The organism is Pseudoalteromonas rubra, from assembly GCF_004212645.1.
In the GTDB taxonomy this organism is placed as follows: Bacteria; Pseudomonadota; Gammaproteobacteria; order Enterobacterales; family Alteromonadaceae; genus Pseudoalteromonas; species Pseudoalteromonas rubra_G.
In genome coordinates this window covers 1-25,167 of record NZ_PPUZ01000035.1, presented here as the reverse complement: position 1 = coordinate 25,167, position 25,167 = coordinate 1, and the positions used below count along the sequence as shown (strand labels likewise).

Below are 25,167 nucleotides of genomic sequence, written 5' to 3'. Positions count from 1 at the left end.
TCACTCACCCGCTCGTTGTAACCGGATCCCTTCGTGGATAGCGCCGTCTCTTAAGGCATTTACCACTGACTGAGGTAAAAACCCTTGGGCAGTGCCTACTACCACTTTGCTTTGCATACCCACTATCCGGGCATTTACTAAGATCCCGCCCTGATGATGGGCCAAAGTCCCAGCCAGCACGTATTTAAACGGCAGTTCATCAGAGAGCTCTAAAAAGTCACGGCTGAAGATAAAATCCCCATGCTTAGTGACGCGCATAAAGTCCGTGGTTTTAAAGTCGATAACCGGTACACCAAAGTTATGCAGTTCATGAATAAAGCTTTCGGCAATCTGGTTGCCAAGCAAAGTAGCGTGATTAAAGTCTTCGTCTAAAAAGACAAAGCTCGATACGGCCACCGGCGTCTGGTCGTTAATGTACTTCACATTACCCACCATGTCCTGCATCAGCTTTTGCACATAGTGCGTGACGTTTTTAGCCGCCATTCGTTGCGACATGGACATTTGTTGCACACCCCTGGGGTGAGCCTGAAACTGCTCAGCGGCACTGAATTTGCCCGGTGACGTGGCGGTTTCCTGGTGTTTTGTCATACCCAGTTGTGCGCACCCAAACAGAGTCAGGGTGGGTAACACAAGTGCTATCACAGATTTTTTCATCTTTGTCTCCACTAATACTGGCCGCGATGTAGTTTACCGTCTCGCATCTGGGCTTTTTCGTTGCCCCATAGCACCGCCTTGGGCACGGATATAGTCGCAGCGGATGCCGTGCGACTATCAAGCATAGTGATCAATCGCGCATTGATCGTGTAATGGTCGTGGCTTTCACTGATGGTGCCCGTCAGGGCAAGGTCAAATTTATGACGTTCGCGCAGCAGGGCAATATCACGGCTTAATAAGTTATCGGCACTACCCGCCAAAGTTAAAGTGCGTTGCAGCCGAAACTCCACCACTTCCAGGCCCATCTGCGTTACATAACTGATCAGGCTTTCCTGAACCTGGGTGCTTAAGCCACTGCCCTGATTGCTGGCAACGGCATTGCCCAGCTGATCGGCCAGATAAAAGCTCGTCACCGCGACAGTCGCGCCCGGTTTGAGCGGACGGCTGTGTTCACCCAATGCGGCAGCAAGTTGCCCCATGTACTGATGCAAAGTCGGCAAGGGGGGCGCTTGCTCCACTTCTTTTTGTTGCTGCGCTTTTAGCATGCCAGCGCAGCCACTGAGCAGCACCGACAGGGCCAGTGCGACTATCACAGCAGGAAATTGCATAATGATCACCTCTTTCTATTTGACCAATCAAATGCAAAAAGCGATCCACAATGTACTATAGTCAGTGCTAGAGTGTGACGGGGTTGTCTGTGTAATGACTCAGCAGGCACTGAGGATGAAACGGTTTGAGTTCAGCACATAGCGCCCTCCCCTGCTCTTTGCGCTCAAACGCACCGAGTTTAAGCCGAAAGTACCTTTGCCCTTTGACCTCAACTTGCTCCACATTAACCGGGTGTTTGCGCAACGCTGGATAATCCTGCAGCAGCCTTCGGTGGACCATTTTTAGCAGGCTTTGCTTTCTGGTGGCAGCCAGTTGCACCGCAAACTCCGCTTTATTGTGATGCTCGACCACAGCCACAGCTTCTTTTTTAATTGTAGCGGGTATCGGCTGATTGGGTTGCGCATTTGCAGCCTGTTGCTCTGCACCCGCCTTTGTCGTGTTACTGTCTTGCTCAACAATTCCCGGAGGCTTGCTGATTTGTGCCACCATCACCTCGCTTTGCGATTCTGTGGGTGCAAGCGCAAGCTGTAACTGGGTGCTCAGCAAATTCAGGTCCTGCTCAATACTTAAAAGTTCATTGACCTGCGGCGCGACTTGCTGCCACTGCGCGATACTCGTCTTCATCTGCTCGACTTGCGTGTTTAACTCCGTCAGCTGCTGCTCCAGCTCTGCCAGACGTTGGCTGTCCTGACCAGTGCTGGCACAGCCGCTAAGCAAACTGAGCAAAGGCCATACCAGATAAGGAAATAACTTCATCGCTTGCTCCTATTATCGTTTTAATTCTGTTTGTTCCAGCTGACACATCACGCCAACCGTTTTCAAGGTTTCACAACGTTGTGTCAGTTGCGTCGTATCGTCAGCATTTTGGGTAAATGCAATACCCAGCACATAGGTTTCAGCCTTTTCGTCAAAAAGATAAAATGGCGGTTCAGGTATCAAATTCGGGTGACGCTTGCGCAACAGCAAGGCATAGGTTTTTAATACTGCCAGCGAGGTAAAGCGCCCGGCAGATAATACTGTGACGTCGACACTTTCGCGCGCTTGCAGTTGCAAATCCACCTCCAGCAGCATATCCCCATGTTGCGATAAAGCGACCTCAGTGACCTCGGCATGTGTCAGGCCGCGTTTTGCCGCATTGGCCACTTGTGCCTGGTAGCGTCCCGGCTTGATCCCGGTGATCACATAATAACCGTCATAGGCACTTTGGGTACTCGCAGCGACCTGCCCTTGCTCATCTATCAGCGTTACTTCGGCATAGGGAAGTGGCGTATTTTCTTCACTTTCTTGCTGGAACACCATGCCCTCTATTTCACTGGTATTCACCATAGGTAGCTCCAGATACTCAACGTAGCCACGTCGGGGCGTGATAGCTAAGCCTTCCATTGCAGGCGCAACGAAAGGTGTTTCCACACTGTCGATATCAATCACCATATCGGTTTTCTGATTTAACGGCATACCACTGAGTAACAGCAGGCCCTGTTCGTCCGTGGTACCCTGCAAATAGTTCTGCAATGCGCGCACGCGCACATCAGGCATCACTTCATCACCCGCATCGAATACCCCATTATTATTATTATCCAGATACACCTTGATAAGCACCGCGCCATTACTTGCCAGGCGTCGACGACTGAGCAATACCTGATCTGTGTGTGGATGATAACCAAAGCTGAACTGACCATTTAATCCCAGCTGCCACTCATCTTCACTGTCGTAACTCAGTAAGCTACTCACGCGCATTTTATCACCCAGCCAGTTAAGCCCGAGTTCCCCTTTATGGTAATCAGTATCGACAGTATCCCGAAAGCCCAATTCCACATTGAACTGCTCGGTGAAGCTACGATACAAGCGGGTTTCATAGGCAACCAGTTCACGCTCGGGATGCAGCTGGTAATCAAAGATTAAGCGTCCAAATACCTGGCCAAACCGACTTTGAAGTCGTACTTGACCATTCAGTAGGTGATCTACCTCGGCACTGTCATTTTGCCAGTGCAATGCGTTGCTTACGTTTATCCCCCAGATAGCGCTGCTCACCTGACTGGTCACCACGGTTTGCTCACGACCTCCGTCATTTTCACGCCATTGCACGCGGTTTTGGTAGTTAACGGCGCCCATGTCACCGCGCACGACACCGGACGTAGTTAACTGCAGTGTTTGAGTATCAGACAGCTCACCGTGACGAGTGCCACCGGTGATAAGGGCGCGCTTGTTAAGCCAACTTGCACTGATGGCCTGTCCAGCCAACTCACTGCGCGCACTGAGTTGTGCCTGTTGTTGTGCCTCATTGTCTCTGTGTAAATCCAGGTTTAGCAGCAATTTTTGCCACAAACTCAGACGTGCACCAGTGGTCAGGGTACTTCTTATGCTGGCAGCATCAGAGAATGCATGTGCAAAGCCGCCATAGAAAGACAGGTTATCGGAAACCCCCTGGTCATAACGGCCATTAAGCTGCCATCCGTTTTGCTCAGATGCAAATGCCTCATTATCCAGTAGGGAGTTGCCCACATCGGTAATAGACACGTCAAAATATCCACGCCCCGATTCAATGCCCGTCCCCTCAACATAGTAATTTCTCGTTTCTCGTTCCACCTGTCCCTGCGGCCCGTATTTCACCAGCTCAAAACGATTCCCGCCAAAATACAAAGGGACCCCTTCAAAATTGAATCGCCCTGTCTGGATCTGCAGCTGCTGCGCAATCATCAAGTTATTGTGATACAGCTCGACGTCCCAGCCAGCCTGGATAGGTCCGCTGATCTGTACGGTATTATCCAGACTGGTACTTTGCAGGGGCGTATCTGACACTCGCAGTCCCAGACCCTGATTACTATTCAAACCTGCGCCTATTCTGCTGGCAACAATATCACCCACCTCCAAACGAGTTGCGGCTATATTGCCCAGCAACTCTCCTTGCGTATCTTCTTTGGTTATTTTAAGACGCCCCTGATCAAGCAACTCCCCTTCTCTGCCGGCAACAAAATATTCGACATTCCAATATGCCAAGTCCTGCGCGCCCAATACTGAGTAATAAAGTGAGTCTGCGGTCTCTTTTTCTGGATCACTGGTGGGAATAGTGAGTGGTTCATTACGGTTAAGTTCACGGCGATATCCAAACTGTACGTCGAGTAAGGGGGAGGACAACGCCAGATAGTCGTTGGGTTTCCAGGGCAAACGAGACTCTCTATTTGCCCACTGATTGGTCGCTTTACGCTTAGCCCGGTTAAGCCTTTGAATGGCTGGTAATGGGAGCTCTGAACGTACATAAAGTTGTTGATCGGTATAATTAAACTGCAAGTCAATACCAAACCACTCCATGAGTTGCTCGGCTTCAACGTAAATGTCTTGGCCTTCACGGCTGATTAGCTCAGGAGCCACGCTCAACTCGCGCTCGTTGAGCTTCACCAGCAAGCGGTTTGCATCGAGAGAAAATGATTGCTCCGGCTTGAGATACCACCCCGATAGTACATTGTCTTCCGTCTCGTCAATGGCAAAATCGAGTACGGCAATCAGACTTTGCAGTTCGACTTGAGCCTCGCGCGCACTTTTTAGTGCAAAGACCTCACCCAGGTATTCTCGATCTGCATAAACAGAAAGAAACAACGCTTCCCCTTCTGGGATGCCTGTTTGTTGTTCTGGGTTTTGTACTGTTACAGACGCTTTTGCTTGTGCAAGCTTAGCCTGTGCACGCTGCAAAGTTTGCAACGCCTGTGTCAACTTGGCCTGCTCTATGGCAGCTACAGGCGCACAAAGCAGCCAGGTTGCCAACAGCCAGATTGGGATCACATTCCGTGTCATCACATGCCTGACTATTGACCTGAGGAAACCGTAAATATCCGCTCAGCAAACTGCTGCTGCGCATATTCCGAGCCACCGTCATAGACAACTTTGAGCTGACCAGAGCGGGGATTTTTAAGCAGTTGTGGTTTTAATATGGTCAATTGCAGTTGAGCCCGACTGACTTCAGGATAGATACTGTAACTATTGGTTAGGGCAATTTGCTGCCACTGGGCCTGCTGATTTTGACGCCACAACACCCTGAGATTACCAAATGAACTGGCGTTGCCATTACGCTTAAGCGTAATGGCAACTTTGTCGTATAAGCCTGTATCACTGCGCAGTATCTGTGCCTGTTCAATCTCAACCTGAGGCAGCGAGGTAGACTGGCGATAAATGACGGGGATACTGTAGCTCATGATCATGTTCAGACGGATCCCTCCCCCAGGTTGGGCTTGTTCTTGTCCATTTGGTAATGCCTGAAAAAACAAATGGGAGCGATATTCTCCTTCGGCCATATCCCTTTTACGCCGCAGTGCCAGCTTCACGACCTGACGCTCACCCGGTGCCAGTCGAACTTGCTTCGGTGTCATTCTCAGCAACTCGCTCAATCGCATTGGATTGTCTTCACTGGCAATATCCTGATAGCCCCCTTGTGGCAATGCGCGCTTCTCCTTAAAACTCAGCCGGTAGGTTTTATACTCCTGACTGCTATTAATAAGAAAAACTTTTGCGTGGCGCTGACGTTCATCAAATACGACGCGTGTGGGTGAGATCATCAAGCTCGCATGGACTTTCAGCGTGCACAAAAGTAACACGGCAAACACGATTCGAAGCGTGACATAATTCATGATTTGGAGCCTTATTTAACTGCATATTGTTGAATAAGCGGTGTAATTTACTTATTCAGTAACTTATTTCAAGGCTGACTGTAGTCTGATAGTTACCATCCAGATAGGCGTGTGCTAAAGGCTGGCTTTGCATGGTACCACCAATCACTAAGCGGGCCCGTCCAAAACTGTCGGTATATACCCTATCGACATGGTGTAGCGCTGTTATCCCCAAGTGTCCTGCTGTACTTTGGCTGGTATGGTTCAATTGATTATTGAGCATGTATGTTGTGACATTCAGGTACACACCAACTGGAAAATCCTCCAGTAATAATTCTGCCGGGTGCCCTTTTTGGATCACATGAATACTACCTGACGAACTGGTGGCCCCCGTCGTTGAGACAGTGACAGATCCAATTTGGTGAGGTGAAGCAACAATAATTTTGCCAAAGTTTAGATCACTATTGAGTGTAATTGCGCCATAGCCAGGCGCACTTAGTAATACACTCAGGATGCATATCAGAGCCTTAGTCATAGTAGCAGGCGGGATATCCCGCCAACACAACTTAGTAGTTGAGCTCTAAGGTGAAACTACCTTCATAGGTACCATTTAGATAGTTACCAGTGGCAGCACTGGTGGTGGTCAGCGTGGCACCTAAATTGAACGCCACTGTACCATTTGCATCAACCTGAATGGTACCGGCAACAGGGCCTGGGGTGCCAGATGTCATATAATAGGTAAAATTACTCAACACAAACCCGGGAGTACCAGGTGGCAAGCTTTTAGGTGACACCAGCGTATTCGTCGGATCCGTAATCGTCAGCGTAGAATATGGCGCAACGCCTTCTACGGTAAACGATGCAGGGGTTCCCGGATTAATAACCGCAATGGTTGCCAGGCTCGCGTTAGTTGAAGCTACGGTGGGCGCGGTAGCAGCGTTCGCCGCGATGGTCAGACTCGCCGTTTCCACACCAGCTGCGTCACCAGATGCTCGGATTGTACCGAAATCCAAGTCATTGACTTTCACAAAGTTGAATGAGTTTGCTACCTCAACCGTTGCCTTAAAATCCGCAGGTTGGGCATGTGATAGAGCTGGCATAACTGCCAAAATTGAGAGCAGAGTGTACTTGTTCATTAACTTATCCATGAGTAGGTCCTTTTTAGTGCCGGCCAAATCCACTTGGCCATATCAATTATTAACCGGTGGCAAATACTATGCTCGCCACCTTTATTACTACTTTATAATGATGCTATTGACGACGTAATTCTGCTCTTCTGAGTACAGTGGGTAGTAAGTGCTCATATTAGAGTAAACGAACTCGTCAGTCCTCTTTGTATCGTACCTAAATACAAAACCTTTAGCTATATTTCAATATTTTTAGTTAGTTAACTAATTTACAGGGCTGGCCACTTGCTTTTATCAAGCGGCAAAACAACTGACTTTCTTGTTTAGACAAGAATCCAGATGCGCGCGTCTCATAAAACCGAGTACCATTTTGCCCAGGTTGTTGCAAAAAAATAGACACGCCTTTAAACATATCCGGGTAGTAACTTTGCATGAGTTGCAAGGATTGTTCAATCTGCCTGTTTTGCGCATTTGCCCGTTCACTTCGCAGGTGACGACCAAATTGCACTAGATGGGTGTGGCTTCCATCAACCTGATGTGTAGCGGAGTTTTCTGACCCAGTTGCTTGATGGGTAATAACAGGCTTATCTGTCTGAGTAAATTGCTGTTCCAGGGAGGAAATCTGATTACTTTCAGACAACAATTGCAGAAGCTGACTGAGATCCTGTTCCATCTGCGCAACACGCTCAATGCGTGCTTTATGCTGGTTATAGGTCTTGATCAGCTCAGCTCTGGCCTGCGCTTCAGCCTCTTGGTCCGGTGCGGGAGCAGTATTACACGCAGACAAACAACACAGTAACACTAACGCAATGGGGATTTTGGACAACAGGCTATTTAAGCCTCGTCTTTTAACACGGGTGTGATACAACATTCCTATCTTCCTTTTTTGCCCTGACGGCCTTCACTGGCCGCCTACAACAGATAATAAGCTAAAAATTCCTTAAATAGCAACGGGTGCCTTAATGTTGGGGTCGGCGTTATAGCCTTCGATGGCAAAATCCTCAAAACGATAGTCATAAATCGACTCGGGCTTGCGTAAAATGTTCAACGTGGGCAGACCCTTTGGCTCACGTTGTAATTGCTGCTCAATCTGTTCCATGTGGTTTGAATAAGCATGTAAGTCGCCAAAGCTGACAATCACTTCGCCAGGCTCAAGGTCGCATTGTTGCGCCAACATATGTACCAGCAAAGACAAACTGGCGATGTTATACGGCAGCCCCAGGAAAATGTCTGAGCTGCGAATATACAGCTGCCCGGATAATTTACCGTCTGCCACGTAGAACTGATAAAGCAAGTGGCAAGGCGGCAAGGCCATACGACCGGCCTGGACATTTTCTTGCGGGCTCATCGACTCATCAGGCAGATACTCCACATTCCAGCCATGGAATAGGATACGACGACTGTTCGGGTTGTTTTTGAGCGTATCAACCACATAATCAATCTGATTAATTTCTCCGCCGTCTTTAGTCGGCCAGGCTGTCCACTGTTTGCCATAAATTGGGCCAAGGTCGCCGTTTTCCAGTGCCCATTCATCCCAAATTTTCACCCCGTTTTCGTTTAACCAGGTTTTATTGGTATCGCCTTTAAGGAACCAGATCAGCTCATTGGCAATGCTCTTAAAGTGCAGCTTTTTGGTGGTCAGCAGCGGAAAACCATCCTGGAGGTTATGACGAATTTGACGGCCAAATACGGAGCGCGTACCAGTACCAGTACGGTCCCCTTTCTGGGTGCCGTTTTCTAATACATCTCGCAACAACTCCAAATACACTTTCATGCTTTACTCCTCAAATGATCTCACTAATGACCCGACTCAGGGCTTATCTGGCACGAAAGTATACTACGTTCGCAAGCTGGGGTAACTAATTCACGATGGGATTTGTTGGCAAGTAAAGCGGGCCCCTGAGATCTGGAGCCCGCCGAAGTTTAAGCTCGTGCTGTTGCAGTACGCTTGTGGCTCCAGAGCATCAGGCCCAGGCCACCGATCACCATAGGTAAAGACAAGATCTGACCCTGAGAAATCATACCTGCATACAAACCGATATGGGCATCCGGTTCACGGAAATACTCAACGATGAAACGGAAAGTACCATATCCAAGCAGGAACAAACCTGCCACGCTGCCAGCCGGCCGTGGCTGCTTTCTGTACCAGATCAGCATAACGAACAACACCAGTCCTTCCAGGAACGCCTCGTAAAGCTGCGACGGATGACGCGCAATCGGGCCTCCCGTTGGGAAAACGACGGCCCAGGGAACATCTGTAGCACGGCCCCACAGCTCACCATTGATAAAGTTACCAATACGTCCTGCCAGCAGGCCTACCGGCACCATGGGAACCACAAAGTCGCCCACCGCCAGCGGAGATTTCTTGAATCGCCAGGCAAAAATAAAGATGCCTGCGATCACACCCAGCGCGCCACCGTGAAAGGACATGCCACCCTGATCAATACGCAGCAGGTACATTGGGTTTTCAAGGAAGTGGCTGAACTGGTAAAACAACACATAGCCAATGCGTCCGCCCAGGATCACCCCGAGCATGCCGTAAAACAGCAGATCACTGACTTCATCTTTGGTCCAGCCCGAGTTGGGCTTGTCGGCTTCTTTATTTGCCCACCACATGGCGAAGGCAAAGCCAATCAGATACATCACGCCATACCAGCGTACACTTAGGGGTCCAATCGAAAAAATAATTGGATCGATTTCTGGAAACTGCAAAGCCATCGCTTTCCCTCAATAAAATAACATTTTTCCCGCAATCACCACGAGCAGTAACGCGAACACTTTCTTAATCACTGGCACCGGCAGAGTGTGTGTTGCTTTGGCCCCAATTGGAGCGACAAACCAGGATGTCAGCACAATACCAAATAATGCCGGTAAATACACAAAACCTGCAAACCCGTCGGTGAGTTTCAAGGCCTGCCCCCCCGATACGACATAACCGACAGAGCCAAACAGCGCAATCACAACACCGCTGACCGCCGCACAGCCTATCGCTTTGCGTATATCCACACCAAAATAGCTCAGCAACGGCACAATCAACACGCCACCGCCTATGCCTATCATGGCAGACAAGGCCCCCATCAAAGTGGTAATGCCTGTCAGCACGGTGCCAGATGGCAGGGCGCGCTTTTTTGTTGTCCTGCTTGAGCGAGTACTAAACACCATCTTAGCGGCGATAAGCAACACCGAAATGACAAAAGTCCACTTAACCCAGTGCACAGGGATCAGCGCGACCATAAAACCACTGACCAAAGCACCCACAGCGACACCTGTCATCACCCAGGGGGCAATCTCCCAGGGCACATTATGATTTCGATGGTGAGCCAGCGCAGAGGAGGTGGACGTAAACAAAATCGACGCCAAAGAGGTGGCAATGGCAACCACTATCACATGCTCATCAGCCAGTACCTCAAAGTACAATAAGATTGCCGACAGCACAGGCACAATGATCAAGCCGCCGCCGATACCGAGTAACCCGGCCAGAAAGCCGACAATACAGCCAAGCAAGGCGCAGCTTAAAATGAGTAACACACTGATTGTCATAAAGACACTCTTATTATTATGGGCGCGTTATAGTAGCGTATCTGTGCGCACGCCTCCAGTCGCGGTTCAGGCCGTATCACTTTTGGTATAAAGTAACTCACTGAGGCCTTGCGCTATCATAAACTCGCGCAGCAGTCTGTGGACCTGCTTGGCGCTGGATGCCGCGAGACACTGAGCAAGCAAAGCCTCCATATCTCTGACAGCCAGCCTGCGCAGTGTCCACTTTATTTTATTTAACGATGAGATGTTCATGCTAAGGCGACGAAATCCCATGGCAACGAGTAAGATCGCGCCTTGCGGCTCACCACCCAGCTCCCCGCATAGACTAAACGGCAACTCCAGCTGCTGACAATCATCGGCTATTTTTTTCAGGACCCGCAGCACACTGGGATGATAAGGTTCAAATAACTCAGCGACCTGGGCATTGGCTCTGTCTACCGCCAGCAGGTATTGCGTCAAGTCGTTGCTACCCACAGAGCAAAAGTCGACCTTGTCGGCCCACTCGGGCAGTAAAAAAATACTTGATGGCACTTCCAGCATCACGCCGATGTCGGGCTTATCTATGGTATAAAACTGATCGGCCCACTCTTCTTGCAGCTCAAAGTACGCCTGCTCCAGCAGCGCCAGTGCTTCGTCGACTTCTTCTGTGTGACTGACCATAGGCAACATGATCCGCAAGTTACCCAGCCCGGCATTGGCTTTGAGCATGGCCTTGAGTTGATCTAAAAACAGCTCGGGATGGTCGAGCGTAACCCGGATCCCACGCCAGCCAAGAAAAGGGTTATCTTCACTAATGTTAAAATAATCCAGGACTTTATCGCCGCCAATATCCAGGGTGCGCATAATGACGGGTTCCGGGTGATAACGCGCCAACACCTCGCGATACCAGTTTTCCTGCTCAGCCTGTGACGGAAACTGTCCGCGCTGCATAAACCAGGCTTCGGTGCGATACAAACCCACGCCATCGCAATATTTGGCGCTGAGGTGCTCGGTAGATAAGTCCAGGCCTGCATTGAGCAACAGGCTGATCCGCTCACCATCGGCAGTGACAGACTCCAAATGATGCTCAGCCTCAAATTTATCGTGCAGCTGACCTTCTTTCAGTTTCAGTGCAGAGTATTCATTACGCAGCACGTCGGAAGGCGAAATATACACCCGCCCGGCATACGCATCGAGGATCATATCTTTGCCGTCGAACTGCAACAGCGGAATATCCTCAATCCCCCAGATTGCGGGGATCCCCATTGCCCGAGTCAGGATCGAAGCATGGGAGTTCGCCGAACCATGGACACTGATCACCCCTTTGAGTTTATCTTTGGGTACTTCGGCCAGCATCGCCGGGGTCAGCTCATTGGCAATTAAAATAGTATTATCAGGGTAACTTTTCACCATGCTTTCTGTGCTGACCAGGTGATGCAATACCCTCAGCCCCAGATCCCTGACATCAACCGCCCGCTCTTTGATATAGGGATCGGACATGGCTTCAAACTGTGTTACCAGCTCGATAATGACATGCTTTAACGCGGATTTGGCATTCCAGCCCTGCTCCAGCTGTTGCTCAACACGCTGACCCAGGCTGCGTGCGTCTAACAGCTGCTGATAGACCTCAAATACGGCCAGTGCTTCTTTGGGTAAGGAGTCACTGAGGGTGTTTTTTAAGACATGAAATTCTTGTCGGGTCGCAGCCACCGCTTGCTGGAACAACTGGCGCTGCTGATGGATTTGCTCACATTGCTGAGATTCAATACTGGCAAAGTCGAGCTTAGGGATCACCACAAAGGCTTCACCCAGCGCTATGCCGGGGGCACTGGCAACACCTTTGAGCACCGAGGTTTTGTGACTGGATGCATCCTGCTTGAGCACAGATTGTAACTCTACCTGAGCAAGCTGTGAGGCCAGTTGCGCAGATAGTGTAATAAGAAAGGATTCTTCATCGTGACTAAACACCCGCTCATCACGCTGCTGAACCACGATGACGCCCAGCACTTTACGTTGATGCACCACTGGGACCGACAAAAAAGCATTGTAGCCTTCTTCGTGCACTTCGGCATGTAGTTTGAATCTGGGATGGCTTTGCGCATGCGCTATGTTGATTGGCTCTTCCCGCTGAGCGACCAGCCCGACCAGACCTTCAGTGAAGCCAACCCGAAACCGTCCGACGGCTTCGGGGTTGAGGCCATCGCTGGCCATCAGTACAAAATTGTCCTGACTATAATCGGCAAAGTAAACCGAGCAACACTCTGTGTGCATTGCTTCCTTAACCATCATCACAAAGCGAGATAAGGCCGTTTCGAGGTTATCCTGCTGAGAGACCATCTCTGCGATGTTTCGTAATGTTGCTAACACACCTGACTCCTAAATTGGTAGAAATCGCTCTGTACTGCTCATTTACTCTTTCTAATTACCCTGATCTGACCTACGCCTGTACTGATTAACGGCGTCGCCAGTGATCTTTATGCGCATGCTCTTTGCGATTAAAGGGCATCGCAAAAGGCGCAAACTCTTTCATCACCCGGCGGTATACATCACGCTTAAACGACACAACCTGACGCACCGGATACCAGTAACTCACCCAACGCCAGTCATCAAATTCGGGATGATGAGTGCGCATTAAGTCTACATCTTCATCTTTGCACTTGAGTTTCAGTAGAAACCATTTTTGTTTCTGGCCAATACACACGGGACTGGAGTCTTTGCGGATCAGTCGCTTTGGCAATTTATAACGTAACCAATGTTTTGAGCTGGCAACAATCTCGACATCTTCCGGTCGTAGCCCAACTTCTTCATGCAGTTCACGGTACATGGTCTGTTCGGGTGTTTCGCCTTCATCCACACCCCCTTGCGGAAACTGCCATGAATGCTGGCCATAGCGCCGCGCCCAAAATACCTGCCCCTGATTGTTACAAATAACAATTCCTACATTGGCACGAAATCCTTCGGCATCAATCACCTTAAGTGCCTCGTATATTTGTTTGATATGATTTTGATTGTTCCACAACTCAGGGCACTGGGCAAATTTAATTCCTGCTTTTACGCAACTTACCCACAACTTGTGCATAAGTTTAATTATTCATGATGATTTTACAGACAAATCCACAATAACACGATGAAATCTGCATCTTCTCCACAGAATCTGTGGATAATTATGTTTATATACTTGTATTTATCCAAAACCTGGCTAATTTCCCCCCTTGTTGATGTGGAGCAAAATTTAAAAAAATCATATAAATCATAAAATTAAACTTAAAGAGTGAGAAAGTCACAGCTTAAAGAGTAACCCACAACGAAGCAGTTCAAAAAACACACAAATCGGTTTTCATCCACATTGTCGATTTATTTTTGTTACCATACGAGGCCAAGCAGAAAAAGACGAGCCAGATTGTGTCAAAGCCAACACCTCCCCACTCCATTGCCGAACTCATGACCCGCGTAGATGCCATCGCCGGACAAACACTCGGAGAGCTTGCGGCGCAGTTTCATTTTAAAACCCCGCAGGATCTGAACCGGGAAAAAGGCTGGCCAGGTCAGCTAATAGAATATGTGCTCGGTGCCAGCGCAGGCTCTAAACCTGTACCCGACTTTGAGTTTATTGGCGTCGAGCTAAAAACCTTGCCCATTGGCTATAACGGCAAACCTCTCGAAACCACCTATGTGTCTGTGGTGCCGCTGACCAACCTGACGGGTTTACGCTGGCAAGACAGTACCGTAAAGAAAAAACTCAATCATGTATTGTGGCTGCCGATTTTAGCGGAGCGGGACATAGCTCCGGTGGACCGGACCATAGGCAGCGGTTTTTTATGGCAACCTAACGCCGTGCAGGAACAGCAGCTACAACGGGACTGGGAAGAGCAAATTGAATTGATTGCGCTGGGGCGGGTCGATGAGATCAGTGGCAAACTGGGCGAGGTCATGCAGATCCGACCAAAAGCGGCCAACAGTAAGGCCCTGACCGATGCGATTGGCCCACAAGGCAAAGTAATCAAAACCCTGCCCCGCGGGTTTTATCTGAAAATGCAGTTTACTCAGAGTATCTTGGCCGAGCAGTTTATCGGGTAAATAAACCAAAATTAACCGGCACAAAAAAGCCGCGTCAGTTACGCGGCTTTTTCAATCAGAGAATATGAATTACTGACCTTTGATCTCGCTGCGACCTTTGTAGATAGCCTTGTCGCCCAGCGCTTCTTCGATACGTAGTAACTGGTTGTACTTAGCAACACGGTCAGAGCGGCATAGTGAGCCAGTCTTGATTTGGCCAGCCGCAGTACCCACTGCTAAATCAGCGATGGTTGCGTCTTCTGTTTCACCTGAACGGTGAGAGATAACCGCAGTGAAGCCTGCATCCTGTGCCATCTTGATTGCGTCCAGAGTTTCAGACAGTGAACCAATTTGGTTAAACTTGATCAGGATAGAGTTACCGATCTGCTCATCGATACCACGCTTAAGGATCTTAGTGTTAGTAACGAACAGGTCGTCACCCACCAGCTGTACTTTGTCACCGATCTTATCGGTCAGGATCTTCCAGCCAGCCCAGTCGCTTTCGTCCAGACCATCTTCGATAGACACGATTGGGTAACGCGCAGCCAGGTCTGCCAGGAAGCCAGCAAAGCCTTCAGAGTCGAACGCTTTACCTTCGCCCTGCAGGTCGTATTTGCCGTCTTTATAGAACTCAGACGCCGCACAATCCAGTGCCAGTGTCACGTCTTTGTTCATTTCATAGCCCGCTGCTGCAACCGCTTCAACGATCACTTCCAGCGCTTCTTCGTTTGACTTAAGATCTGGTGCAAAACCACCTTCATCACCTACCGCGGTGTTGAGGCCACGTGATTTCAATACTTTCTTCAGGCTGTGGAAGATTTCTGCACCCATGCGCAGTGCTTCACGGAAGCTTTTCGCGCCCACTGGCTGAACCATGAACTCCTGAATATCAACGTTGTTGTCAGCGTGCTCGCCGCCGTTCAGGATGTTCATCATAGGTACTGGCATAGAGTACTGGCCAGCTGTACCGTTGATGTCTGCAATGTGCTCGTACAGCGCCACGCCTTTTTCTTGTGCTGCCGCTTTAGCCGTAGCTAAAGACACAGCCAGGATAGCGTTGGCACCCAGCTTTTCTTTGTTTTCAGTGCCATCCAGGTCCAGCATTAGCTGGTCAATTGCACGTTGTTCAAGGGCATTGTGTCCGTTCAGGGCTGCTGCGATTTCGTTGTTAACATAGTTTACCGCGGTCAGTACACCTTTACCCAGGTAACGAGCTTTATCTCCGTCACGTAATTCAAGTGCTTCGCGAGTTCCTGTTGATGCACCTGATGGTGCACACGCGCGGCCCCATGCGCCCGACTCTAAATGAACATCGGCTTCAACGGTAGGGTTACCACGTGAGTCCATAACTTCACGGCCAATCACTTTTACGATTTTTGACATCTTGATTCCTCTTTTCCCAAAGTGGTGAGTGTGTTGTGTGTCTGCTTTCGCATTGCTATATACCCGCTTGTTGCAGTTACATAGCAATACGGTGTTATACCAATTTTACTTAATACCTGGTCAATTTGAAGGAGTAAATATGACGCTAACGGCGTTAAAAATTTCTCATTTAGACCAACTAAATAGCAAGATTTTTGCCTTGTTATCGACCCTATTTTCTCGCCTCAAAATAGAACACTTAATTAAGCAAATTGGTATTACTTTGGCGATTAAAAAAGCCGTGCACTGAGGCACGGCTTTTCATCATTAAGAATCAGCTTTTTGGTAGCTGAACGCAGCTGCAACGAACCCTTCGAACAGCGGGTGGCCGTCGCGTGGCGTTGACGTAAACTCAGGGTGGAACTGAGCCGCAATAAACCAGGGGTGATCTTTGTTTTCGATGATCTCAACCAGTTTCTTGTCTTCCGACAGACCCGTGAAGGCAAGACCTGCCTGCTCAAGGCGCTCAACGTAGTGGTTGTTTACCTCGTAGCGGTGGCGGTGACGCTCAGTGATCTCGGCATTGCCGTATACGTCGCGTACTTTTGAGCCTTCTTTAAGATGACACAGCTGAGCCCCCAGGCGCATCGTACCACCCAAGTCTGACTCTTCAGTACGGGTCTCAACGTTACCGTCGGCATCTAGCCACTCAGTGATCAGACCAACAACCGGATGAGGCGATTTAGCATCAAACTCAGTTGAGTTAGCGCCTTCAAGGCCCGCCACGTTGCGCGCGTATTCAATCAGCGCAACCTGCATGCCTAAACAGATACCTAAGTAAGGCACTTTGTTTTCACGCGCATATTTGGCTGCTAAAATCTTACCTTCAACACCTCGGTTACCAAAGCCGCCCGGTACCAAAATCGCATCCAGGTGGTCCAGCAGTTCAGTGCCTTTACTCTCGATGTCCTGTGAATCAACATATTCGATATTCACGGTTACTCGATTCTTCAGGCCAGCGTGCTTAAGCGCTTCGTTTACTGACTTGTAGGCGTCTGGCAATTCAATGTACTTGCCAACCATGCCAATGGTCACTTCACCTGTTGGGTTTGATTCCTGATATAACACCTGTTCCCATTCAGACAAGTCTGCTTCTGGTACATCCAGATAGAAACGACGACAAACCAGGTCATCCAGTTCCTGTGACTTAAGCAGTGCCGGGATTTTGTAGATGCTGTCTACATCCTGCAATGAGATTACGGCTTTTTCTTCTACGTTAGTGAACAGCGCAATCTTGGCACGCTCGTTAGCTGGCAGTTTACAGTTTGAGCGACAGACCAGGATATCCGGCTGAATACCAATTGAGCGCAGCTCTTTTACCGAGTGCTGAGTTGGCTTGGTTTTTACTTCGCCCGCAGCGCCCAGGAACGGCACTAAGGTCAGGTGCATAAACAAAGCGTGCTCGCGGCCCAGCTCTGTACCCAGCTGACGGATGGCTTCAAGGAAAGGTTGTGACTCAATGTCACCCACAGTACCGCCGATTTCAACGATAGCAATATCGTGGCCTTCAGCCCCTTCCAGAACACGACGCTTGATGTCGTTAGTGATATGTGGGATCACCTGAATGGTCGCGCCCAGGTATTCACCTTTACGCTCACGACGCAGTACATCTTCAAAAACACGACCCTGCGTGAAGTTGTTGCGGCTGGTCATTTTGGTGCGAATGAAACGCTCGTAGTGACCTAAGTCCAGGTCAGTTTCTGCGCCGTCTTCTGTCACAAAGACTTCACCATGTTGGATCGGGCTCATTGTGCCAGGGTCAACATTGATATAAGGATCCAGCTTAAGGATAGTGACGTTTAAACCACGCGCTTCTAATATCGCAGCCAATGAAGCAGCTGCAATACCTTTACCCAAGGAGGAAACAACTCCGCCCGTTACGAAGATAAATTTTGTACTCATGCGAACCCTAGAATATCAGGAAAAATGGAATTTAAATAAGAATCAAGACGGGGCAATAGTATAGCAAAAGCGCAGGGGGCAATCCAGCGAAAAATCACCCCCTTTAATTATTCTCACCTGAACGCTGGCGTCGTTTGACTTCTTCCCATGCGTCATCCATTTGCGCCAGGCTGGCGTCCGACAAGGCGATTTCCCGCTCCGCCAGAATGCCCTCGATGGCACTAAAGCGGGCGATAAATTTGTCACTGGCACGGCGCAAAAGCTGCTCCGGGTCGCGTTTGATATGACGCGCCACATTCACCGTAGCAAACAGCAGATCGCCGAGCTCCTCCGCACTGTGCTCGGAGTCAGGGTCGTGACTGAGTGCCTCACTGACTTCCGTCACTTCCTCAGCTACTTTGTCCAGCGCGCCCTGATAGGTCGGCCAGTCAAACCCCAAAGACGCAGCGCGCTTTTGAATTTTCGCAGCGCGCGATAAGGCGGGTAAATTCAGTGGGACATCGTCGCCAAACCGCACCGGCTTTGCACTGCGCTCTTTATCTTTGATGGCCTGCCACTGCGCACTTAATTCAGCCTCGCTCAACGTGCTATTAGGAGTGTCAAAAACATGAGGATGGCGGCGCACCAGCTTATCATTCAGCCCTTTCACTATGTCTTCAAACTCAAAGAGCCCGGCTTCTTTGCCCAACTGAGCATAAAAAATCACCTGAAACAGTAAATCGCCCAATTCATCTTTGAGCCCGACAAAGTCTTGCTGCTCTATGCTGTCGGCCACTTCGTAGGCTTCTTCAAGGGTGTGGGGCACTATGGTTTCAAAGCTTTGTTGTTGATCCCAGGCGCAACCCTTTTGCGGGTCACGCAGGGTTGCCATAATCTCCAGTAATTGCTGCAACGAGGCGCTCATAGTCAGTGTTGTCTCCGGGCTTCAAATACGCCTTCTATTTGCATTAGCTTGGTCAGTAAGCGGTTCATCGCGGATAAGTCGCCCACTTCGAGTTTCATGGTGAAAATGGCAATGTGCTTATCATCCTGCGTATTGACGTTCATATTCATCACATTGAGTTTTTCGTTGGCCAGTACCGAGCTGATATCGCGGATCAGGCCGTGGCGGTCATTGGCCTCGATATGTAAGGTCACGGCATAACAGGCACGCACATCGTCTGACCAGCTGACGGCAATTTCCCGCTCCGGATGCTGCTCACAAATATGCGCAAAGGAGTCACAATCGGCACGATGCACGGCAATGCCCCGCCCTTGGGTGATATAACCGACAATCTCATCCCCCGGAACCGGCTGACAACACTTGGCAACATGGCTCATCAGATTGCCAACACCTTCAACCACAATGCCATTGCTATCGCCTTTGTGTTTTTTCGGCGTGCTCATTTTGAGCTTAGGCATCGGCTCTGGCTTGTCCTGAACATAATTCAGGAACTGGTTGATGCGAATATCACCAGCACCAATGGCCACCATTAAATCGTCAAGCTCTTTAAAATTAAAGCGCTCAATGGCGGAGTCGAGATCTTTGTAAGTCAGGTCAAGCTTTTGCAGATGACCGTCCAGAATTTCTTTACCCGCCTGCAGATTTTTATCTCTGTCCTGCTGCTTAAACCAGTGATGGATCTTGCTGCGCGCTCTGGATGAGTGCACATAGCCCAGCGACGGGCTGAGCCAATCACGACTTGGCGACGGGTTTTTCTGGGTCAGTATCTCAACCTGATCGCCGGTCGATAGCTTATGGGTAAAGGGCACAATTTTGCCAAATACCTTGGCACCGATGCAGCGGTGTCCAACGTTAGAGTGAATGTAGTAGGCAAAATCCAGTGGCGTCGCGCCTAATGGCAAATCAAAAATATCGCCTTTGGGGGTAAAGACATACACTCTGTCTTCTACAACCTGGTTTTTCAGCTCTTCGGCCAGCTCGCTGCCATCGACCACTTCTTCTTGCCATTGCAGCAGTTTTCTCAGCCAGCTAATCTTTTGTTCATACCCTGAACCACGGCCCGGCAGAGCCCCTTCTTTGTACATCCAGTGCGCCGCCACGCCCAGCTCGGCATCCTGATGCATGGCCTGGGTGCGAATTTGGATCTCCACAGTTTTGCCCTCAGGGCCAAACACCACAGTGTGAATGGACTGATAACCGTTTTGCTTTGGTGTGGCAACATAATCGTCGAACTCTTTGTGCAGATGACGCCAGTTGGTGTGCACTATACCCAGCGCACCGTAGCAGTCCTGAATTTCATTGACCACCACCCGCATCGCGCGGATATCAAAGAGCTGATCAAACTCGTAATTCTTTTGCACCATTTTTTTATAGATACTGTAAATGTGCTTAGGCCGGCCATACACTTCGGCCTCAATACCCGCCTCTTTGAGCTTGCTCTGCACCAGCTCAACCATATTGGCCATATAGGCTTCACGGTCCAGGCGTTTATCCGACAACTGCTTGGCAATGCTCTTGTAGGTTTTTGGGTGCAAATAGCGAAATGAAAGATCTTCGAGCTCCCATTTGAGCTGTCCGATCCCCAGCCGGTTGGCCAGTGGCGCAAAAATATTGGCCGTGGCTTTGGCTGCCACCACCCGCTCTTCCTCAGAGGCGTTTTTAACGGCGCGCAAATAGCAGATCTGCTCCGCCAGCTTGATCACCACGGCGCGGACATCTTCCACCATGGCCAGTAACATGCGCCGAATTTTGTCTATCTGCAAGCTGCCCTTGCCCTGATGGGCCAACGTACTGATGGAGGCCATTTGCTCTACGCCTTTGAGCAGCAGGGCAACATTTTCTCCCTGTGCCTCTTCTATGGCGTCGATCTCAATTTGTCCGGACAGGAAATAAGGAGTCAAAAAAGCCCCGGCCAGCGACTCCGAATCGAAGTTCAGCTCTGCCAGGATCTCAACCATTTCAATGGCTTTGGCCAAAGTGGTGGTCGCCTCATCTTGCGGGCATAAAGCATACACCTGATCCAGCCGGTCGCGCTTTTCCTGCGATAAATTCAGTAACCCAAGCCGGGCATGAAAGTCAGCCGGAAGACCGGATTGATGAGACTGGCGAGTCGCAACCATATGACTACCTCCTTTGGAACAACGCCATGGTTTCTATATGTCCTGTGTGCGGGAACATATTCATTAAACACACTTTATCGACCACAAAGCCCGCTTCCAGTAGCAATGCCGCATCTCTGGCCATAGTCACCGGATCGCAGGACACATATAAAACCTGTTTAAACTGCGTCAACGGCAACTGCCGTAATATCTCGTACGCCCCGGTGCGTGAGGGGTCTAACACCAGCACATCCAGCGCCGCATGAAACCAGTTCGCCGTTGTCAGGGGCTGAGTGAGGTCAAACTGGTGAAAACTGACCGTGTCGATGTGGTTAGTGTGCGCATTTTGCCGTGCCATTGCAACCGACTCTGTCACCCCTTCTACCGCAACCACCTTATTTGCGTGTTTTGCCAGCAATAAGGAGAAGTTACCAATTCCGCAAAACAGATCCAGAACCTGCTCAGTGCCCGTCAACGCTAACCACTCAAGTGCCCTTTGCAGCATTTGCTCATTGATATCGCGGTTAACCTGAATAAAGTTGTCGAGCTTAAACGCAAACGTTACGCCGGCGCTCTCATAGGTTGGCAACAGCGCATATTCTGGCTGCGACTTGCCATCATCCCAGACAAGCTGCCAGTTTTGCCCCGCAAGACGCTCTGCAACCTGTGCTTTAACCTGTGGGCTAATTGCCCGGGTATGACGCAGTAGTACAAACGCCCCATTATCCGCTGCACAGAACTGGATATGGCTGACGCTGCGAAGTTCTGGGTGGGCATTTAGAGCCTGGCGCAGCGCTTCAAAGCCACCAGCAAAGGCATCAACCATGACCGCACAGTGATCAATTTCAATAATTTTCTTTGACCCGGCAGAGCGAAACCCCAGTTTGAGCTGGTTATTTTGTTTGTCATAGATGCAGGCAATACGCCCGGCGCGGCGATAATGGCGCTCAGGCCCAGTCAGTGGTGCCAGCCAGGGCAACTCAGAAGCTTTGGCGAATTTGTTAAATAAGGCCGAAACCGCCTGCTGCTTATGCACCAGCTGCGCATCGGCGTCCAGATGCTGTAACGCGCAGCCACCACATTGTTGATAGTATTCGCAAAACGGCGTAACCCGCTCCTCACTTGGCTCCAGCACCTTGACGGTTTGCGCTTCGAAAACACGACTTTTTTGAGTCTTGATACGTGCTTTAACCCGCTCGGAACTCAGTGCACCATCCACAAAGCCGACTTTTCCCTGGTGTCTGCACACACCGCGCCCCTGATGATCCAGTGAGTCAATTGTCAGCTCAACTGTCTCGACTTGCTTACTACGTTGTTTAGAAGATTTTCCAGCACGAAATATTTGTGCCATATTGCCGCCCCTATAAGATTGCTAAACACCTGTTAACTCGATACTCTAGGGCTCAGACTACTTACTGTTTTACATCCAATTTATGTCTAAATTGAGTTTGCGCGACAGCGTATTAGTGTTGACCCTGATCCCAACGGTGTTAATCGGCCTGGTACTTGGCGGCTATTTTACTATAAATCGTTACGTTGAGCTTGAACAAATCCTCAAGCAACAAGGCACCAGCCTGGCCAATACCCTGGCAATGACGGTGGAACAACCGTTGGCTGAGCGAGATAAAGCCAGGTTGCATCGGGTGATCACCACCACCCACAACCAGCATGGCAGTTTCGTCAATAGCATCGCGCTGTTCAATGAAGACAATCAGTTGCTGTTAACCAGTAACTATCATAACGATTTTAATCAGCTCCATTATCGTGGCAATGTCACGGAATTACATGCCACTGAAATCGTTCAGTACCTCGACAGATACATTATCTTTGCGCCCGTAAAACAGCCGCAACAGCAAGGGACTTCGGATTGGCAAAATGCCCATACCCGCACCACCGCAGTGCTGATGATAGAGCTCAGTAAAGACCAAGCCATTATTGGCCAGCAACAAGCACTGCTGTTCAGTGGCGCCATCATTATGGTGGCTTTGTTGCTGAGTGCCTTTGTCTCGACCCGGCTCAGCCGCATGTTCTCAACACCGCTGTCTCACTTACTGTTGGCCACAGATAAACTGCTTGAGGGCAAAACCAAAATTGGCGTAGAACAGCCGATGCAGGGCGAATTCGACTTACTTCGTGAGGGCCTCATCACCATCAGCGAAAAAATGGTGCTACAACGCGACGAAATGCAAAAGCACATAGATCAGGCCACCAGCGATTACCGGGAAACACTGGAGCAATACGAAACCCAGAATATCCAGCTGAATATTGCGAAAAAAGAAGCCCAGGTGGCCAACCGGGTTAAATCCGACTTCCTCGCTAAGATGAGTCACGAATTAAGAACCCCGCTGAACGGCGTGATTGGCTTTACCCGCCAGCTTTACAAAACGCCCCTTAACAAGCACCAGAAAGACTACTTAGATACCATAGAGCTGTCGGCCAACAGCCTGCTGACCATCATCAGTGATATTCTCGACTTTTCGAAGCTCGAAGCCGGTGCCATGGAGCTGGAAAGTATTCAGTTCCAGCTCAGGGATGCGGTGAATGAAGTGATGACGCTGCTTGCCCCGAGCGCCTATGAAAAACAACTGGAACTGTCGATTGCCATCAATCGCCAGGTGCCGGATAACCTGGTGGGCGATCCGACACGCTTTAAACAGGTCCTGATCAATCTGATCAGCAATGCCATCAAGTTCACCGAAAAAGGTTCAGTGAAAGTCGATATCAGCCATCGACTCAAGGGCGACAGCCAGACCTCGCTGCTGATCTCGGTCAGTGATACGGGGCTCGGCATTGCACAGGAAAAACAAGACACCTTGTTTACCCCATTCGCTCAGGCCGATTCCAGCATTACCCGCAAGTTCGGCGGCACAGGTCTTGGCTTAATCATCACCAAACATATTGTCGAAGCCATGAGTGGCCGCATCACGCTTAACTCTGCACCCGGCAGTGGTTCGTGCTTTACCTTTAATGCCATTTTTAATCTGCCAAGTCGCTTGTTTGATGACGACCTGCCTACCAAGCCACTGGAAAACAAGCGCGTGCTGTACTTTGAGCCACAGGAGCATACCCGCAATGCCGTTAAAGCTCAGCTTGAAGATTGGGCGATGCAAGTGACCTGCTGTAAAAATGAAGAAACCTTTTTGGCCGCACTGGAGCAGGAATTTAAGTATGACATCTGCCTGATCGGTAACATGGCAACGGTGGATGATATGCAAACTGTGAAGGCCTATATTACCCAGGCCAGAGAGATGGCGGATTATCTGTACCTGATGGTCAACACCATTTCTCACAATATGCGTGAATCATTAATTGGCAGTGGCGCCGATGCCTGTATCAGCAAACCTATGCATCACAGAAAGCTGTGCGACATGCTGGCAGCGCCTTATCGCTTAGATCATCCCAGCGTATCAATTGACGACACAGACTTAGCACACCTGCCGCTCAAAGTGCTGATAGCCGATGACAATGACGCCAATTTAAAGCTGCTTTACACCCTGCTGGAAGAGCAGGTCGATACCATAGATACGGCTCACAATGGCGCGCAAGCGGTGAGTTTATGTAAGTCACAAAAGTACGACCTGATCTTTATGGATATTCAGATGCCGATCATGGATGGCATCACTGCGTGCAGAACCATTAAAGAGTCTTCCCTGAATGATGATACGCCTATCATTGCAGTGACGGCGCATGCATTAACGGGTGAAAAAGAGCAGCTGATCAAAGATGGCTTTAATGGCTACATGACAAAACCGATCGACGAAGACATGCTGCGGCAGATCATTTGCGACCACAGCCCGTCATTGCCGCCGGAAAAACAAAAGGCACAACAGCCTCAGGTGGCCAGCATTGCCCCGTTTGAAAGCCACTTGCTGGACTGGGAGCTGGCCCTGCAACGCGCTGGCAATAAACCAGAGCTGGCCCTGGAGATGTTGGATATGCTGTTGCAAAGTGTCCCCGAAACCCTCAGCCAGCTGAGTGAGTCGGCGCAACAGGAAGATACCCAAACGCTGCTAACGGTGATCCACAAGTTTCATGGCGCCTGCTGTTATACCGGTGTGCCGACGCTCAAGAACCTGGCCGAAACGCTGGAAACGGCCTTAAAACAATCCCGTGACTTTGATTATATTGAGCCGGAGTTGCTGGAGCTGATTGATGAGCTGCAACATTTAGAGCGAGATTCACAAGCCGTATCGGGGCCAACGCTTACGCATTAGCGAATGTAATACCAATTTCACTTA

Annotated in this window: 20 protein-coding genes; 2 read left to right on the top strand and 18 right to left on the bottom strand. The window is 49.7% G+C overall.

Annotated elements, in window-relative coordinates:
* The 13 genes from C3B51_RS13070 to rppH form a co-directional block, all read right to left on the bottom strand.
* On the bottom strand, positions 1-654 hold the full coding sequence (locus C3B51_RS13070) for a FlgO family outer membrane protein (protein WP_125721151.1): 654 nt from the start codon (positions 652-654) through the stop codon (positions 1-3).
* Positions 655-665: 11 nt separating this feature from the next.
* Positions 666-1,262 (bottom strand): FlgO family outer membrane protein, encoded by a 597-nt coding sequence (locus C3B51_RS13065; RefSeq protein ID WP_130245317.1) that lies wholly within the window; start codon positions 1,260-1,262, stop codon positions 666-668.
* 67 nt (positions 1,263-1,329) lie between these two features.
* Positions 1,330-2,019: an SPOR domain-containing protein gene (locus tag C3B51_RS13060; RefSeq protein ID WP_130245316.1), complete on the bottom strand. Its 690-nt coding sequence runs from the start codon at positions 2,017-2,019 to the stop codon at positions 1,330-1,332.
* A gap of 12 nt (positions 2,020-2,031) precedes the next feature.
* On the bottom strand, positions 2,032-5,052 hold the full coding sequence (locus tag C3B51_RS13055) for a carboxypeptidase-like regulatory domain-containing protein (protein WP_130245315.1): 3,021 nt from the start codon (positions 5,050-5,052) through the stop codon (positions 2,032-2,034).
* 11 nt (positions 5,053-5,063) lie between these two features.
* Complete coding sequence (locus C3B51_RS13050) at positions 5,064-5,882, bottom strand: fimbrial biogenesis chaperone (protein WP_125721158.1); 819 nt, start codon at positions 5,880-5,882, stop codon at positions 5,064-5,066.
* 55 nt (positions 5,883-5,937) lie between these two features.
* Positions 5,938-6,396 carry a DUF4402 domain-containing protein gene (locus C3B51_RS13045; RefSeq protein ID WP_125721160.1) on the bottom strand — a complete coding sequence of 153 codons (459 nt, stop codon included), beginning with the start codon at positions 6,394-6,396 and terminating at the stop codon, positions 5,938-5,940.
* 31 nt (positions 6,397-6,427) lie between these two features.
* Positions 6,428-7,009 (bottom strand): DUF4402 domain-containing protein, encoded by a 582-nt coding sequence (locus C3B51_RS13040; protein ID WP_125721162.1) that lies wholly within the window; start codon positions 7,007-7,009, stop codon positions 6,428-6,430.
* 235 nt (positions 7,010-7,244) lie between these two features.
* Positions 7,245-7,859 (bottom strand): hypothetical protein, encoded by a 615-nt coding sequence (locus tag C3B51_RS13035; protein ID WP_130245314.1) that lies wholly within the window; start codon positions 7,857-7,859, stop codon positions 7,245-7,247.
* A gap of 69 nt (positions 7,860-7,928) precedes the next feature.
* Positions 7,929-8,762: a thymidylate synthase gene (locus C3B51_RS13030; RefSeq protein ID WP_130245313.1), complete on the bottom strand. Its 834-nt coding sequence runs from the start codon at positions 8,760-8,762 to the stop codon at positions 7,929-7,931.
* A 149-nt stretch (positions 8,763-8,911) separates the two neighbouring features.
* A complete protein-coding gene (lgt, locus tag C3B51_RS13025; RefSeq protein ID WP_130245312.1) occupies positions 8,912-9,706 on the bottom strand; it encodes a prolipoprotein diacylglyceryl transferase in 795 nt (264 codons plus the stop codon).
* A gap of 9 nt (positions 9,707-9,715) precedes the next feature.
* Entirely contained in the window at positions 9,716-10,528 is an 813-nt protein-coding gene (locus tag C3B51_RS13020) for a sulfite exporter TauE/SafE family protein (protein ID WP_130245311.1), read from the bottom strand.
* A 66-nt stretch (positions 10,529-10,594) separates the two neighbouring features.
* Positions 10,595-12,874, bottom strand: a complete 2,280-nt coding sequence (gene ptsP, locus C3B51_RS13015) for a phosphoenolpyruvate--protein phosphotransferase (protein WP_130245310.1) — start codon at positions 12,872-12,874, stop codon at positions 10,595-10,597.
* 85 nt (positions 12,875-12,959) lie between these two features.
* Entirely contained in the window at positions 12,960-13,478 is a 519-nt protein-coding gene (gene rppH, locus C3B51_RS13010; protein ID WP_010386751.1) for an RNA pyrophosphohydrolase, read from the bottom strand.
* 431 nt (positions 13,479-13,909) lie between these two features.
* Here rppH and mutH point away from each other — a divergent pair, with 431 nt between their 5' ends.
* The gene (gene mutH / locus C3B51_RS13005; RefSeq protein WP_130245309.1) at positions 13,910-14,584 is read left to right on the top strand and encodes a DNA mismatch repair endonuclease MutH; all 675 of its coding nucleotides are present in this window, start codon (positions 13,910-13,912) and stop codon (positions 14,582-14,584) included.
* Positions 14,585-14,653: 69 nt separating this feature from the next.
* On the opposite strand, the gene eno is transcribed toward mutH, so the two are convergent.
* From eno to rlmD, 5 genes are all read right to left on the bottom strand, one after another.
* Entirely contained in the window at positions 14,654-15,946 is a 1,293-nt protein-coding gene (eno, locus tag C3B51_RS13000) for a phosphopyruvate hydratase (RefSeq protein WP_046003480.1), read from the bottom strand.
* A 306-nt stretch (positions 15,947-16,252) separates the two neighbouring features.
* Positions 16,253-17,887 carry a CTP synthase gene (locus C3B51_RS12990; protein WP_054017337.1) on the bottom strand — a complete coding sequence of 545 codons (1,635 nt, stop codon included), beginning with the start codon at positions 17,885-17,887 and terminating at the stop codon, positions 16,253-16,255.
* 103 nt (positions 17,888-17,990) lie between these two features.
* Positions 17,991-18,791 (bottom strand): nucleoside triphosphate pyrophosphohydrolase, encoded by an 801-nt coding sequence (gene mazG, locus C3B51_RS12985; protein WP_130245308.1) that lies wholly within the window; start codon positions 18,789-18,791, stop codon positions 17,991-17,993.
* A 2-nt stretch (positions 18,792-18,793) separates the two neighbouring features.
* Positions 18,794-20,950: a GTP diphosphokinase gene (gene relA, locus C3B51_RS12980; RefSeq protein ID WP_125783596.1), complete on the bottom strand. Its 2,157-nt coding sequence runs from the start codon at positions 20,948-20,950 to the stop codon at positions 18,794-18,796.
* A gap of 4 nt (positions 20,951-20,954) precedes the next feature.
* Entirely contained in the window at positions 20,955-22,280 is a 1,326-nt protein-coding gene (gene rlmD, locus C3B51_RS12975; RefSeq protein ID WP_130245307.1) for a 23S rRNA (uracil(1939)-C(5))-methyltransferase RlmD, read from the bottom strand.
* 82 nt (positions 22,281-22,362) lie between these two features.
* On the opposite strand from rlmD, the gene barA reads away from it, so the two are divergent.
* Positions 22,363-25,143 (top strand): two-component sensor histidine kinase BarA, encoded by a 2,781-nt coding sequence (gene barA / locus C3B51_RS12970; protein WP_130245306.1) that lies wholly within the window; start codon positions 22,363-22,365, stop codon positions 25,141-25,143.
* The last annotated feature ends 24 nt before the right edge of the window (positions 25,144-25,167 follow it).